At 58.9% G+C, this 14044-nt stretch carries 13 protein-coding genes and 1 riboswitch; of the genes, 7 read left to right on the forward strand and 6 right to left on the reverse strand.

Features of this window, described 5'->3' with window-relative positions; genetic code table 11:
* Positions 1-110: 110 nt before the first annotated feature.
* A riboswitch (glycine riboswitch) is annotated at positions 111-198 on the reverse strand.
* Positions 199-429: 231 nt separating this feature from the next.
* Positions 430-984, forward strand: coding sequence for a gamma-glutamylcyclotransferase family protein (locus tag HZ995_RS03305; protein ID WP_209357260.1), 555 nt, complete (start codon positions 430-432; stop codon positions 982-984).
* Here the strand turns inward: HZ995_RS03305 and HZ995_RS03310 are convergent.
* The 3 genes from HZ995_RS03310 to HZ995_RS03320 all read right to left on the reverse strand — a co-directional run bounded on the left by HZ995_RS03310 (position 981) and on the right by HZ995_RS03320 (position 4338).
* Positions 981-2369 carry an MATE family efflux transporter gene (locus HZ995_RS03310; protein ID WP_209357261.1) on the reverse strand — a complete coding sequence of 463 codons (1389 nt, stop codon included), beginning with the start codon at positions 2367-2369 and terminating at the stop codon, positions 981-983. The two genes, HZ995_RS03305 and HZ995_RS03310, sit on opposite strands and share 4 nt — an antisense overlap.
* A 150-nt stretch (positions 2370-2519) precedes the next feature.
* On the reverse strand, positions 2520-3845 hold the full coding sequence (gltX, locus tag HZ995_RS03315; protein WP_209357262.1) for a glutamate--tRNA ligase: 1326 nt from the start codon (positions 3843-3845) through the stop codon (positions 2520-2522).
* Positions 3846-3909: 64 nt separating this feature from the next.
* The gene (locus HZ995_RS03320; RefSeq protein ID WP_209357263.1) at positions 3910-4338 is read right to left on the reverse strand and encodes a DUF1801 domain-containing protein; all 429 of its coding nucleotides are present in this window, start codon (positions 4336-4338) and stop codon (positions 3910-3912) included.
* A 131-nt stretch (positions 4339-4469) separates the two neighbouring features.
* Between HZ995_RS03320 and HZ995_RS03325 the strand changes: the two genes are divergently transcribed.
* Positions 4470-5075 carry a Pr6Pr family membrane protein gene (locus HZ995_RS03325; protein ID WP_209357264.1) on the forward strand — a complete coding sequence of 202 codons (606 nt, stop codon included), beginning with the start codon at positions 4470-4472 and terminating at the stop codon, positions 5073-5075.
* Here the strand turns inward: HZ995_RS03325 and HZ995_RS03330 are convergent.
* Entirely contained in the window at positions 5072-6736 is a 1665-nt protein-coding gene (locus HZ995_RS03330; protein WP_209357265.1) for an NAD+ synthase, read from the reverse strand. The two genes, HZ995_RS03325 and HZ995_RS03330, sit on opposite strands and share 4 nt — an antisense overlap.
* 176 nt (positions 6737-6912) lie before the next feature.
* Between HZ995_RS03330 and HZ995_RS03335 the strand changes: the two genes are divergently transcribed.
* Complete coding sequence (locus HZ995_RS03335; RefSeq protein WP_432417984.1) at positions 6913-8313, forward strand: MORN repeat-containing protein; 1401 nt, start codon at positions 6913-6915, stop codon at positions 8311-8313.
* A 3-nt stretch (positions 8314-8316) separates the two neighbouring features.
* On the opposite strand, the gene HZ995_RS03340 is transcribed toward HZ995_RS03335, so the two are convergent.
* Positions 8317-8979 (reverse strand): SDR family oxidoreductase, encoded by a 663-nt coding sequence (locus tag HZ995_RS03340; protein ID WP_209357266.1) that lies wholly within the window; start codon positions 8977-8979, stop codon positions 8317-8319.
* Positions 8980-9273: 294 nt separating this feature from the next.
* Between HZ995_RS03340 and HZ995_RS03345 the strand changes: the two genes are divergently transcribed.
* The 3 genes from HZ995_RS03345 to HZ995_RS03355 are packed head-to-tail and all read left to right on the forward strand — an operon-like array spanning position 9274 to position 11850.
* Positions 9274-9642, forward strand: coding sequence for a cupin domain-containing protein (locus HZ995_RS03345; protein WP_209357267.1), 369 nt, complete (start codon positions 9274-9276; stop codon positions 9640-9642).
* A gap of 15 nt (positions 9643-9657) precedes the next feature.
* Positions 9658-11229 (forward strand): 2-isopropylmalate synthase, encoded by a 1572-nt coding sequence (locus HZ995_RS03350; protein ID WP_209357268.1) that lies wholly within the window; start codon positions 9658-9660, stop codon positions 11227-11229.
* 57 nt (positions 11230-11286) lie between these two features.
* Positions 11287-11850 carry a CIA30 family protein gene (locus tag HZ995_RS03355; RefSeq protein WP_209357269.1) on the forward strand — a complete coding sequence of 188 codons (564 nt, stop codon included), beginning with the start codon at positions 11287-11289 and terminating at the stop codon, positions 11848-11850.
* A gap of 106 nt (positions 11851-11956) precedes the next feature.
* On the opposite strand, the gene rlmJ is transcribed toward HZ995_RS03355, so the two are convergent.
* Positions 11957-12736, reverse strand: a complete 780-nt coding sequence (gene rlmJ, locus HZ995_RS03360; RefSeq protein WP_209357270.1) for a 23S rRNA (adenine(2030)-N(6))-methyltransferase RlmJ — start codon at positions 12734-12736, stop codon at positions 11957-11959.
* A 207-nt stretch (positions 12737-12943) separates the two neighbouring features.
* Here rlmJ and HZ995_RS03365 point away from each other — a divergent pair, with 207 nt between their 5' ends.
* Positions 12944-13984 (forward strand): rod shape-determining protein, encoded by a 1041-nt coding sequence (locus HZ995_RS03365; RefSeq protein WP_209357271.1) that lies wholly within the window; start codon positions 12944-12946, stop codon positions 13982-13984.
* Positions 13985-14044: the final 60 nt, after the last annotated feature.

Consider the following 14044-nt stretch of genomic DNA (forward strand, 5'->3'; position numbering starts at 1 on the left):
GGCATCACAAAGCGCATGTCACCCATGCGCGCGATGCCCCCTCTGTCCTTTCGCCTGAGATCGTTATCCCTTCGGCGGACGCATTTCGCGCCTCTCTCCAGAGTTCATTCATGGCGGTCTCGGTCCCATCGGCCTGAGAGTTTCCGGGGCGGTTGCTCCTTCGGCACCGAAGTTAATCGGTTCTCCCGAGTCACCATGTTCCTTAACGTTATGCAGGAAAACCGACCGGTTCAAGGCAAAATGCGACGCGAAAAACGACATTCGGCACTTTTTCGTAAGATCATGAATCTGCTTAATAATTATGCACGCATCTCCCTCATGATACTTAGCCAGACGCGAGAAAGCGACCTGGAGCGAATGCGGCTGGCATGCAACTGCATGCCGGTTTTTGCAATTGACTCGCGCCTCAAAAACCGCCTCATTTCGCCCATGAGCAGACCCTTCTTTTTCGGCTATGGCAGCCTCGTGAATATCCATACACATGCGTATGGCGAGACCTCGACCGCAGAGCTGCAAGGCTGGCGACGTATCTGGCAAATGACGCCCCTAAGGCCGCATCCCTTCCTGTCGATTGAGCCCCAAGACGGCTGCGTAATCCAGGGTCTGATCGCGCACGTGCCCGACGGCGATTGGGCGCAATTGGATGCGCGGGAATATGGATATGATCGGCTGAGCACCGATCGCGTGAAGCACGCACGCAACGACGATCCAGAGCTGGCGATCTATGTCGTGCCAAAGCCTGCGCCTACGTTGCAGCTTGAGAAAGGGCCGATCCTGCTCAGCTATCTGGACGTGGTCATTCAGGGATTTCTCAAAGAGTTCGGCGAAGGCGGAGTGCGTGCGTTTTTTGACACGACGGCAGGCTGGGATCATCCGATCGACAATGACCGGGATGCCCCGAAATATCCGCGTCACCAAAGGCTCTCGCCTCACGAAACTGCGCTGGTGGACGCCGAGCTGAAACGCCTTGGAATTTCGATCTAGCGCCGCCCGTGCCAGAGGCTCATCTGCCGGCCCTCGCGGGCGAAGGTGCCCTGTTCGTGCGGTTTACGAACGCCCATAACGCGCAGCACCAAGAACAGCGAGATCAGACCAAAAATCGCGCCCCCGACGGCCTGACCAATCAGGATACCCGGCGCACCCCAAAGCGTGGCTCCGATGGTGACGCAAGGGATGGTGCCAAGGGTCTGACGCCCCCAGTTGATCATGGTCGAATAGAACGGATGGCCGAGGTTGTTGAAGGACGCGTTGCCCACAAAGATCAGCCCGTCAAAAACATACATCAACGCAAGCGGACCGCAGAAAAGGAACAAGAGCGTGACGGCCATGCCTTCGGCGTTAAACAGCCCTGCCAGAGGCGCACGCAACAGGAACAACAAGAGCGCAGCCCCAACGACCCAAAGCGCCGTAAAGATCATTGCATCCCGGAACGCGCCACGCACGCGGTCGTGCTGCCCTGCCCCATAGTTCTGGCCAATGATCGGGCCGACTGCGCCCGAAAGCGCAAAGATCGCGCCAAAGGCCACGGGGACCAGACGGCCGACGATTGCCATGCCCGCAACCGCTTCTTCGCCGAATTCCGACATGGAGCGGGTGACGAAGGCCTGCCCAATGGGGGTCGCGAATTGCGTCAGGATCGCGGGGCCGGCAATTGCCGCGATGTCAGGCAGATCGACGCGCATCTCGGCGCTCGTGGGTTTGTCAAAGCCGCCATAGTGTTTGAACACCGGATACATAGAACAAAACCCGATGGTGAACCGCGCGGCGACCGAGGCGAGCGCTGCACCGGTTAGATCAAGCCCCAGGCCAAAGATCAGGATCGGATCAAGCACACCATTCACAACGCCGCCCAAAAGCGTCGCCATCATCGCGCGGCGGGCGTCTCCATGCGCCCTCAGGATCGCGCCGCCGACCATGCCGAGCATAAGTATTGGCAGGCTGGGCACGATGATCTGCATATAGTGAACGGACAGCTCTAACGTCGGACCAGAGGCTCCCATCAAGGTCGCTAGGCTTTCTAGATTGAACCAAACGATGGCCGAGAAAATCGACGCAATAACAAAGCCATAGATGGTAGAAGTCGCCGCCCGACGGCGCGCTTTATGCTGATCGCCCTCGCCCAAAGCCCGCGCCACCAAAGCCCCGGCCGAGATCGCCATGCCGATGCTGAAGGCCGTGGTGAAAAACAGGATCGCGCCAGCGTAACCGACCGCAGCGGCGAGTTCATCTCGCCCGAGCATCGAGATGAAGATCATGTCCACAAGATCGACTAAAAAGATCGCGACCAGGCCGATGGAGGCCGTCAGGGACATCACCGTGACATGTTTGAACAGATTGCCCGTCAGGAATTTTGCAGATGCGTCTGCCATGATCTCACCTCTCACTCACGCGGTAAGGAAATCACGCACAGCTTTGATTGCCAATCTGCAAAAATGCACAGAGGGACCGCAGGTCGCGCCCCCTCTGTTTCATCTTGCGAAAAATACTCGCGCCGCAGGCACGGATTTTTGAAAAATCCGTTACCCCTTTGCCTTGATCACCTTAAGCAGAGGCAGAACGGCGGACATATCCGGCCCATGGCTCTGGCCCGTCAGCGCCTTGCGCAGTGGCATGAACAACCCACGACCCTTGCGGCCTGTCGCTTCTTTGACGGCCTTGGTCCAAACGCCCCAGGTGTCTCCGTCAAACGGACCTTCGGGCAGCAGGGCCAGCGCCTCGGCGACGAAATCTTTGTCTTCATCGTCAATCACTGGATCGGCACCATTGGCAAAAAGGTCGGCCCAAGCGCCGATGTCTTTGCGGGTGGTGATGTTTTCGCGGATCACGGCCCAGAAGGCCTCGGCTTCGGCAGCGTCCACACCTGCAGATGCGACGTCATCAGAGACAGCAGCCAAAGGCTGCGCGCCCAGATGACGGGCGGTCAGCGGGTAGAGGTCTTCGACGTCAAACTTGGTCGGTGCAGAGCCGAATTGATCAATATCAAAGCCCTCTGCGATCTCATCCAAGGACGCGCGCAGCTCAACCGGTTGGCTCGATCCCAGACGCGCCATCAGGCTAAGCAGAGCCTCTGGCTCCACCCCACCCTCGCGCAGGTCGCGCAGGCTGAGGGTGCCCAGACGTTTGGACAGGCTCTCGCCTTGCGGGCCGGTCAAAAGCGAATGGTGCGCGAAGGTCGGCACCGTGCCGCCCAGCGCTTCGATCATCTGGATCTGGGTCGCCGTGTTGGTCACGTGGTCCGAACCGCGCACCACATGGGTCACGTCCATCTCGGTGTCATCCACCACAGAAGCCAGCGTATAGAGATACTGCCCATCGCCACGGATCAGCACCGGATCGGACACAGAGGTCGAGTCAATCGAGATCTCTCCCAGGACGCCATCGACCCAGTTGATGCGCTCCTGATCCAGCTTAAAGCGCCAGTGGCCTTTGCCACGTTCCGCCCGCAGCGCGGCTTTCTCATCCTCAGACAGCGCCAGCGCGCCGCGATCGTAGACCGGCGGCTTGCCCATATTGAGCTGCTTCTTACGTTTCAGATCAAGCTCAGTCGGGGTTTCAAAACACTCATAAAACCGGCCCATCTCGCGCAATTTATCGGCGGCCGCATCATAGCGATCGAGCCGTGCGGATTGATGTTCGATCTTGTCCCAGGTCAGGCCCAGCCACTCCAGATCCTGCTGGATCGCATCCACATATTCCTGCTTGGAACGTTCAGGATCCGTGTCATCGATCCGCAGAATGAACGTGCCGCCCGCCTTGCGCGCGATCAGATAGTTCATGAGCGCGGTCCGCAGGTTGCCGACGTGGATATAGCCCGTAGGGGATGGGGCGAAACGGGTGGTGGTCATGAGAGTCTCCAGAGTACGGAGCGCTCTTGTCACAAGGGGCGGGGTTTGTCCAGAATTTGGGTTGTTACCCCGCCTCAACCTTCCAAATCTTATCCAAATTCCTCAAGCCCGCCGCGACCAACTCCCGCAGAACGTCCAGATCAATATCCGCGAGCTTGTTCGCATAGAGGCAGCTTTTGCCCAGCTTGTGCTTGCCCAACCGCCCCATGATCTCAGCATAATCCTGATAGCCCGGCATGATGTAGATCGACAGGTTCGCCTTGCGCGGGCTGAAGCCGGTGGCCAGAAAATCCCCTTCGCGCCCCGTTTTGTAGCGATAGTGATAGCGGCCATAGCCCACGATACTGCCGCCCCACATGACCGGCTGAAATCCCGAGACTTCGGCGAAGAGGTCGAGCAGAACCAGCCCATCGGCGCGGCGGGTGGGGTGCTCGATGGCCTCGACAAAGGCGCGGGGGTCGGCGGCAGTGGCGGTGGTTTTGTTTTGCGACATGACGGGCTCCTTGAGGCCAGTTTACGCGGTCCGGGCGTTTCTCCCAAATGGCAATGCGTCCTCTGCTTGACGCGACGCTTGTCTTGACCTCTCATCAGGGTCTCGCAAGCCTGCCTCAAAGGGGAGAGAGTATGAGTTTGACCAGCACACAGAGGCTTTTCGCCGCTTTGATCGCGATTGCGGCGCTTGGGGCGCAGATCACGCAGACTGTTTTGGATCTTGGCGAAGGGATGGGCTTGCTTGAGTCCCTCTGGCGTCAGGCGCGGTATTTTACGGTTTTGATGGTGGTCGCGACGGGTGTGACGTTTGCGCTGATGGTGTTGCGACGCGCCCATGCATCGGTTGGGTGGATGACGGCGGTGACGACATGGATTGTCATGGTGGGCATCGTTTACCATGCGCTTTTGGCAGCCGATCACAATCCGACTGGTATCAATGCGGTCATCAACGAGATCCAGCACACGGCGGTTCCGATTGCCACATTGGCCTTCTGGGTAGCTTTTGCACCGAAGGCAGGGCTGACGTTTATGCAGCCGCTGGTCTGGGTCAGTTGCCCTCTGGGGTATTCCATCTATGCGATGGTCCGAGGGCTGTTTGACGGGCGTTTCCCCTATTTCTTCCTGAACCCGGAAACCACAGGCTGGTTCGGAGTCTTCGCCTATATGGTCGGCCTGGGCGCGCTGTTTTATGTGGCGGGCGCGTTGCTCGTGTTGGGTGCGAAACGGGCGGCGCGCTAGGCGCCGCTGTCGTCCCTGAACCGGTTCACGATGGGGTAGCGGCGGTCCATCCAAAAAGCGCGGCGGCTGAGGCGCGCGCCGGGGGCGGATTGGAAGCGCTTGTATTCGCTGATGTACAAGAGATGCTCGACCCGCTTGACCGTTTCGCGCGTGTATCCGGCGGCGACGCAATCGGCGACCGAGGCCTCTTCATCCACCAGCATATGCAGGATGCCGTCGAGGATATCGTAGGGCGGCAGGCTGTCTTCGTCCTTTTGATCAGGGCGCAGCTCGGCTGACGGCGGTTTCTCGATGATCGAGACCGGAATGACTTCACCCGCAGGGCCATTCATCCAGTCGCGATGGTTGGCGTTGCGCCAGCGGCAGGTCTCAAACACCCGCGTTTTATACATGTCTTTGATCGGGTTATAGCCGCCGTTCATATCGCCATAGATGGTGGCATAGCCGACCGCGACTTCGGATTTATTGCCGGTGGTCAGAAGCATCTCGCCGAATTTGTTGGACATGGCCATCAGCAAGAGGCCGCGTAGACGGGATTGGATGTTTTCCTCGGTGAGGCCTTCGTCCAGCCCTTCAAACAGGGGGGCCAGCGTGTTGGTCACCGCCTGACGGCTTTCCGAGATCGGCACGTAGTCGTAGTGCACGCCGAGCCGTTTCGCGATGTCTTCGGCGTCATCGAGCGAGCCTTGCGAGGTATACTCCGATGGAAGCATCACGCAGCGCACGTTTTCCGCGCCCAGAGCATCCACGGCGATCGTCGCGACAATCGCGGAATCAATGCCGCCGGACAGACCCAGCAGAACCTTTTTGAAACCGGTCTTGCCCATATAGTCGCGCAGGGCTTCGACACAGACGCGATAGTCCTGCTCTTCGCCCGCAGGGAGCACGGCCTTCTCGCCCTCTTCGCAGCGCCAGCCGTCCCCGTCGCGGACCAGATCCACATGGGCGGTGACCTCGTCAAAGACCGGCAGTTGCACGGCCAGATGCCCACCGGGATTGAGCACAAACGAGCCGCCGTCAAAGACCTGATCGTCCTGACCGCCGACCATATTCACATAGATCAGCGGCATGCCGGTTTCGATCACGCGGGCCACCATATGGCTCATGCGGCGGTCGAATTTATCGCGGTAATAGGGCGAGCCATTGGGCACGACGAGGAATTCCGCGCCGGATTCCTCAAGGGTTTCGGCCACATCCGGGAACCAGGCGTCCTCGCAGATCGGGCTGCCGATGCGGGTGTTGCCAACGGCATAAGGGCCGCCCAGTGGGCCTGAATCAAACAGGCGCACTTCGTCAAAAACGGTGTAATTCGGGAGGTGATGCTTAAGCTGCTTGCTGACGATCCGCCCGCCGTTCAGGATGAAATAGGCGTTATAGAGCTTGCCGTCCTCGGCAAACGGTCCACCGATCCCCATCGCGGGACCATCAGCGCACTCCGCCGCCAGAGCTTTGATCTGCTCAAGGCAGGCTGCCTGAAGCGCGGGTTTCATCACCAGATCCTGCGCGTTATAGCCAAGGATGAACATTTCGGGCAGCGCGATAAAGTCAGAGCCCGCCGATTTTCCCGCGTCCCACGCCGCTTTCGCCTTGGCCGCATTGCCTGCCAAATCGCCCATGGTTGGGTTCGCCTGAGCAATCGTTACGCGGAATCTGTCGGCCATATCGGTGCCTCACTCATCAGTCAGATGTGATTGATTTACCAGATACATGCGCGAGGAAAAGCTCAAAGCCGCAAAACCCGTTGTCAGAGCGCATTTCCTGCACTAATTTCGCGAAAAGGCGTGGGGGACGCGCCGCTTGTGCCCGGCAGGGCGAATTCCCAAGCAGGGGCAAATAGATGACCAGCAGAACAGCAATCTCGATTGCATCGGTTCTTTTCATGTTGAGCACGGCCGGTTCGGTCATGGCGCAATCCAGCGACGTATTGACCAAACAATACGACGATGGCGGCATCTATGAGGGCACCTTCAAGGATGGCTTGCAACACGGCAAGGGCACCTATCGTCTGCCGAATGGCTATGAATATTCCGGCGACTGGATTGATGGCGAAATTCGCGGCATCGGTCAGGCGCGGTTCCCGAATGGCTCGGTCTATCAAGGCGAGTTTTCAAAGGGCAAACCCGAAGGCACAGGGAAAATCACCTTCGCCGATGGCGGTACCTATGAGGGCCAATGGGCGGACGGCAAAATCACCGGTCAAGGCGTTGCGATCTATGCCAATGGCGTGGTCTATGAAGGCGGCTTTGTGAATGCGCTGCACCACGGTCAGGGCATGATGAAAAGCCCCGGTGGCTATGTCTATGAGGGCTCTTGGGTCAATGGCGTCAAAGAGGGCGACGGTCAGATCACCTATCCTGATGGCGCGGTCTATGTGGGCGCGATCATTGCTGGGCAACGTCAGGGCCAAGGCACGCTGACGATGCCTGACGGTCTGATCTACGAGGGCCTCTGGAGCGCCGGTCAAATCGACGGCACCGGCAAGCTGACCCAACCCAATGGCGACGTTTATGAGGGCACGCTCGTGGGCGGGCAACGTCAGGGCGTGGGCCGTGTGTTCTATGCCAATGGAGACGTTTACGAAGGCGATTTCGCGGGCGACCGCCGCCACGGCCAAGGCGTCTTTATCGGTGCAGATGGCTATAAATACGACGGCGCCTGGATCGAAGGCCGCATCGAGGGGGCAGGCACTGTGACCTACCCTGACGGCTCGGTCTACGTTGGAGACTTCATGGCGGATCTCGCAGATGGTCAGGGCATGATTACCTACCCTGATGGGTCCGTTTACGAGGGCGGCTGGTCGCAGGGCATCATTCAGGGTGCAGGCAAAGCGACCTATGCGAACGGGCTGACCTATGAGGGCGACTTTGTGAACGCCAAGAACCACGGCAAGGGCGTGATGACCTATGCCGATGGCTATCGCTATGAGGGCGATTGGGAAAACGGTCAGCGCCACGGCCAAGGTACGGCGACCTATCCTGACGGCACAGTCTATGCGGGCACCTTCTTTAACGGTCAGCGTGACGGGCAAGGCACGATCACCATGCCCGATGGCTTCACCTATACCGGATCATGGAAAGCCGGCGAGATCGAAGGTCAGGGTGTTGCGACCTATTCAAACGGCGATGTCTATGAAGGCACCTTCCGCGCGGGCAAACGTCAGGGTGCGGGGCTGATGAAATATGCCTCGGGCCAAGAGGCCTCCGGTGAATGGGACAATGGCGCGCTGAAACAGAACTAAGCGCTACCAGGGGATCTCTTCGCCCTTCCAATCATAAAACGATCCGCTGTGCTCGGGGCCAAAAGTGTCGAGCACATTCAACAGATGTTGCGCAGACTCATCGGGTGCCAGCTTGTTTGGTGCCGCGAAATTCTCGGTAAATGGTGTGGATACAGTCCCTGGATGCAAGGCCACACAGAGCGCCTCTTTGTGGGTCCGCGCCAGCTCAATCGATCCCGTTTTCAGCACCTGATTGAGCGCCGCCTTTGAGGCACGGTAGGAATACCATCCGCCCAAACGATTGTCGCCAATCGACCCCACGCGTGCGGACAAGACGGCGAAAACCGAGCGCCCCTTGCGCGGCAACCACCGCTTGGCGTGTTTCATAACCAGCGCTGGCCCAATCGTATTCACCGCAAATTGCGCCGCCATTTCTTCGGCACTCAGCTCAGCGAGGCTCTTCTCCGGCCGATCACGTGTCGAGGTCAGCGCCCCTGTCACGACCAACACCAGATCAAACGGCCCCCCAACGCGCGCCAGCAAAGCCTCTGCCGCCGGAGGGTCCGAGAAATCGAGCCCTTCGGTTTGACGCGACAGCGCTACGACGTCCACACCTCTCGCCGCCAACGCGTCAGCAAAGGCCGTGCCAATGCCACCCGAAGCCCCTATAATCAATGCGCGTTCCATGTCCCTGATATAGCGCGCCCATTCAACCAAACCACCGCAATTTCACTTTGCTAGAAATACTCAAATCCCGCGCACGCAACACATTCCAAACTTCTCCCTTTTCATTCCGAATTTCCCAGCTATAGTCCGGCACATGGCTATCAAGACCCATATCGCAACTGACGCGCGCCTTCCGGCGCCTTTTGCGCGTGGTCTAGACCTACTCCTAACGCGCCTCTGAGTGCGGCCGGTTCGGCGCACCCGCTCAGAGGATATGCGACATGCGCCCAGATACCCGCATTTAGGAGACAACAGATGACTCACCCCGCCCCAGCAATAAACCTCGCCAAAAAACTGGCGATGTTTGACAGCCATTGGGACCCGCATGTCGTCGCCACCTACAATGGCAACGACGTCATGGTGGTGAAATTCAAAGGCGAATTTCCCTTCCACAAACATGATGACACCGATGATTTCTTCCTCGTACTCGAAGGCGAAGTCACCATGGACTACGAGGACCACGCCCCGGTTACCTTCGGGGCCGGAGAGATCGTGATCGTGCCCAAAGGCGTCGTCCACCGCCCCCGCGCCGCCGAGGAGGTCAAAGTGCTTTTGATCGAACCTACCGGCGAACCCAATACCGGCGACAGCGGCGTCACGCCCGCGCCCAAACCGCATATCTGATCAGGAAAATTCAACATGACCACCACCGATCAAAACCGCGTCTATATCTTTGACACCACCCTGCGCGACGGCGAGCAAAGCCCCGGCGCGACCATGACCCATGAGGAAAAACTCGAGATAGCAGAGATGCTCGATGACATGGGCGTCGACATCATCGAGGCGGGCTTCCCGATTGCTTCCGAAGGCGATTTTCGCGCCGTGTCCGAGATCGCGAAACGTTCGAAGAACGCCCGCATCTGCGGTCTCGCACGTGCCAATTTCGCCGATATCGACCGCTGCGCCGAGGCCGTGAAACACGCAGGCCTCAGCCGCATCCATACCTTTATCGGCACCTCGCCTCTGCACCGCGCCATTCCGAACCTGACCAAGGACGAGATGGCCGAGAAAATCCACGAGACCGTGACCCACGCGCGCAATCTGGTTGAGAACGTGCAGTGGTCTCCGATGGACGCAACGCGCACCGAATGGGACTACCTCTGCCGCGTCATCGAAATCGCCATCAAAGCAGGCGCGACCACGATCAATATTCCAGACACTGTGGGCTACACCGCACCTGTTGAGTCCGCCGATCTGATCAAACGTCTGATCGAGACTGTACCGGGTGCGGATGAGGTGGTCTTCGCGACTCACTGCCACAACGACCTTGGCATGGCGACGGCGAACTCTCTGGCCGCTGTTGCGGGTGGCGCACGACAAATTGAGTGTACAATCAACGGCTTGGGTGAACGCGCGGGCAACACGGCGCTCGAAGAAGTCGTCATGGCGATGAGAACCCGCAACGACATTATGCCCTGGCGCACCGAGATCGACACCACCAAGATCATGGCCATCTCGCGCCGTGTTTCCACCGTCTCTGGCTTCCAGGTGCAGCCCAACAAAGCCATCGTCGGCAAGAACGCGTTCGCGCATGAGTCGGGCATCCACCAGGACGGCATGCTGAAGAACAAAGAGACCTTCGAGATCATGCGCCCCGAAGATGTGGGCCTCGCGGGCACATCCCTGCCACTGGGCAAACACTCGGGCCGTGCAGCACTGCGCGACAAGCTGGACCAGATGGGCTATGAGCTGGCGGATAACCAGCTGAAGGATCTGTTTGTGCGTTTCAAAGATCTGGCGGACCGCAAGAAAGAAGTCTTTGACGACGACCTGATCGCCTTGATGCGGATCGGTGAAGATGACGCGAATGATCTGCTGAAACTGGTCACTCTGCGCGTGGTCTGCGGCACCGGCGGCCCGGCGGATGCGACGCTTGTCATGACGGTGGACGGCGAAGAGAAAACCGCCATCGAAAAGGGTGACGGCCCCGTGGATGCGGCGTTCAAAGCGATCCGCAAACTGCACCCGAATGCGGCGAGGCTGGAACTTTATCAAGTGCATGCTGTCACTCAAGGCACCGATGCGCAGGCGACTGTGTCTGTGCGCCTGACCGAGGACGGCAATGTCGCGACCGGTGAATCTGCGGATACCGACACCGTTGTAGCCTCCGCCAAAGCCTATATCCACGCGCTGAACCGCCTGCATGTGCGGCGCAGCAAAATGGGCGAAGGCGCGGATGCGCGGGAAGTGTCTTACAAAGACATGGCCTAAACGGCAGGCTTGTCGAATACCCTAATTCAGCTACCTCTCAGCGAGAGAGGTGGCTGGATGACAATGACACTCAAAGCAGGCGCAATGATCGGATTTTTGACCGTCGCCGCGGGCGAGGCGCGCGCCGATCTATGGATCGAGACCTTCGACGCGGAGGCGCAACAGCGTTGGAGCTATGTGCAAGATGGCGTGATGGGCGGCGTGTCCGACGGCGATCTTACATTCGAAGAAGCAGACGGAGCCTCATTCGCGCGACTGAAAGGCCGCGTCAGCACCGACAACAACGGCGGTTTTATTCAATTTCGCGCGGGCATTCGGGGCGGATTGCCGTCAGAGACAGAGGCCCTTAGACTGCGGGTCAAAGGCAACGGCGAAAGCTATTATGTCTTTGTCCGTACCACAGACCGCAAGCGCCCGTGGCACAGCTATCGCGCAAGTTTCACAGCGACAGAGGACTGGCGTATTGTAGATCTGGACTTAGCGTCCTTCACAGCGTCGCACGCGGAATTGCCGCAGACATTTACCCCCGAAAACATAACCGGAATCGGTTTTGTGGCCTATGGCCGAGACTTTGACGCAGACCTCTTGGTCTCTGACCTAGGCCTGGTCATGGCGCAATAGCGCCATTGCCTTCGACGAGGATATTTAAAGCAAGAGAATGAGAGTACTTTTTCTCTTGAGGGAAATATCCTGGGGTGAAGCCCGCGAGGGCTGAGGGGCAAAGCCCCTAGAGCGCTTCAAACTTGGCGCTGAGGGTTTGGGTCTCGGCCTCAAGCCCCCAGGGTGCATTCACAAAGAACATGCCAGAGCCGATCATCCGATGCTTGTCCTTGACGGGCGGGAAGCGCACTTCGTGGCGCAGGGTTTTGGACAGGTTCTGGAATTCCAGCGCGGTGACCATCGGCAAGTGGCTCCCGTCTTTCAGGATCGGATACCAGAGCGCGATGACGCCGACATTCCACTTCTTGTGCAGCTTGCCGATGATGCCGGGTATACGGTCAAAGTCGGTTTTGATCTCATAGCTTGGATCGATCAGCAAAACCCCACGGCGCGGCTCTGGCGGGCAGACCGCATGCGCCATGGCAAAGCCGTCCTGACGGTGGATTTTGACCGAGAACATCGCCATCGCGTCTTCAAGCGCGTCCCCTTCGCCGGGGTGGAGCTCTGCAAGGTGGAGTTTGTCTGAAGCGCGCAAGAGATTTGCGGCCAAGAGGGGCGATCCGGCATAGGCGTTCTCGCCAAACTGCGCGCGGACAGAGGCGAGCGCGCGACGATAGGGGTGGCCCTCGTCAAACCAAGCCTCGGCGATGGCGATCCCTGCCGCTGCCTCTCCGGTCTTGGCGGCTTCCTCGGATCCCAGATCATAGAGTCCCCGCCCCGCGTGGGTTTCCAGATAGCTCAGCGGCTTGTCCTTGGCGGTCATATAGTCCAGCACCCATGCCATCAGCGCATGTTTCTGCACATCCGCCAGATTGCCTGCGTGATAGATATGTTGATAGCTCAGCATGGCGCGCGCCCCGTGTTTTCTGCCCACATAGGCCAGATTTGCCGCCTAAGACAGTGTCAAACACCATCCCTACCCCATTTCGCGGCGGATTCGCGCTGATTTTGCGCAGCGACTCACTTCCCCATTTCTTAAGGCCCGCCTATAACAAAGCGGTTCGCGCTCGTCCCAGAGTCGCGGACCCGAAACATTACTGGGGAACGAGACTTTATGCTGGGAAATCTGGGCGGGCTGTTTTCGTCAGACATGGCGATTGATTTGGGCACGGCGAACACGCTGGTCTATGTCAAAGGCAAAGGTGTCGTCATGTCAGAACCATCGGTTGTGGCCTATCACGTTAAGGATGGCGTAAAGAAGGTTCTGGCCGTTGGAGAAGACGCGAAATTGATGCTGGGCCGGACGCCTGGATCCATCGAAGCGATCCGCCCGATGCGCGAAGGCGTCATCGCGGATTTTGACACCGCCGAAGAGATGATCAAACACTTCATCCGCAAGGTGCATAAGCGCTCGACTTTCTCTAAGCCCAAGATCATCGTCTGTGTGCCCCATGGCGCGACCCCCGTTGAAAAACGTGCGATCCGTCAATCGGTTCTGTCTGCTGGCGCGCGTCGCGCGGGTCTGATTGCCGAGCCGATTGCAGCCGCCATTGGCGCGGGCATGCCGATCACAGATCCGACCGGCAACATGGTTGTGGACATCGGCGGCGGTACGACCGAGGTCGCGGTTCTGTCGCTAGGTGACATCGTTTACGCGCGCTCTGTCCGCGTAGGTGGCGACCGGATGGACGAAGCCATCATTTCCTACCTGCGTCGTCAGCAGAACTTGCTGGTGGGCGAAAGCTCTGCCGAGCGGATCAAGACCTCGATCGGCACCGCGCGCATGCCGGATGATGGCCGGGGGGCCTCTATGTTGGTGCGGGGTCGTGACTTGCTGAACGGCGTGCCGAAGGAAACCGAGATTTCTCAGGCGCAAGTGGCCGAAGCGCTCGCGGAACCTGTGCAGCAGATCTGCGAAGCGGTGATGACTGCTCTGGAAGCAACGCCTCCGGATCTGGCGGCGGATATTGTTGACCGTGGTGTGATGTTGACAGGCGGCGGTGCTCTGCTGGGCGATCTGGATCTGGCGCTGCGTGAGCAGACCGGTCTGGCCGTGTCTATCGCGGACGAGAGCCTCAACTGTGTGGCTTTGGGCACTGGTAAAGCGCTGGAGTACGAAAACCAGCTGCGTCACGCGATTGATTACGAAAGCTAAACAAAAAGGGCCTGAAACAGCGATGTTTTGGGCCAATCTGCACCCCGTGCTACATATGCG

The organism is Cognatishimia activa, from assembly GCF_017798205.1.
GTDB lineage: Bacteria > Pseudomonadota > Alphaproteobacteria > Rhodobacterales > Rhodobacteraceae > Cognatishimia > Cognatishimia activa_A.

Bases quoted from the DNA above. Each gene is read 5' to 3' on its own strand.
- HZ995_RS03305 (WP_209357260.1), top strand. From the start codon at position 430: ATGAGCAGACCCTTCTTTTTCGGCTATGGCAGCCTCGTGAATATCCAT.
- HZ995_RS03310 (WP_209357261.1), bottom strand. From the start codon at position 2,369: ATGGCAGACGCATCTGCAAAATTCCTGACGGGCAATCTGTTCAAACAT.
- gltX (WP_209357262.1), bottom strand. From the start codon at position 3,845: ATGACCACCACCCGTTTCGCCCCATCCCCTACGGGCTATATCCACGTC.
- HZ995_RS03320 (WP_209357263.1), bottom strand. From the start codon at position 4,338: ATGTCGCAAAACAAAACCACCGCCACTGCCGCCGACCCCCGCGCCTTT.
- HZ995_RS03325 (WP_209357264.1), top strand. From the start codon at position 4,470: ATGAGTTTGACCAGCACACAGAGGCTTTTCGCCGCTTTGATCGCGATT.
- HZ995_RS03330 (WP_209357265.1), bottom strand. From the start codon at position 6,736: ATGGCCGACAGATTCCGCGTAACGATTGCTCAGGCGAACCCAACCATG.
- HZ995_RS03335 (WP_432417984.1), top strand. From the start codon at position 6,913: ATGACCAGCAGAACAGCAATCTCGATTGCATCGGTTCTTTTCATGTTG.
- HZ995_RS03340 (WP_209357266.1), bottom strand. From the start codon at position 8,979: ATGGAACGCGCATTGATTATAGGGGCTTCGGGTGGCATTGGCACGGCC.
- HZ995_RS03345 (WP_209357267.1), top strand. From the start codon at position 9,274: ATGACTCACCCCGCCCCAGCAATAAACCTCGCCAAAAAACTGGCGATG.
- HZ995_RS03350 (WP_209357268.1), top strand. From the start codon at position 9,658: ATGACCACCACCGATCAAAACCGCGTCTATATCTTTGACACCACCCTG.
- HZ995_RS03355 (WP_209357269.1), top strand. From the start codon at position 11,287: ATGACAATGACACTCAAAGCAGGCGCAATGATCGGATTTTTGACCGTC.
- rlmJ (WP_209357270.1), bottom strand. From the start codon at position 12,736: ATGCTGAGCTATCAACATATCTATCACGCAGGCAATCTGGCGGATGTG.
- HZ995_RS03365 (WP_209357271.1), top strand. From the start codon at position 12,944: ATGCTGGGAAATCTGGGCGGGCTGTTTTCGTCAGACATGGCGATTGAT.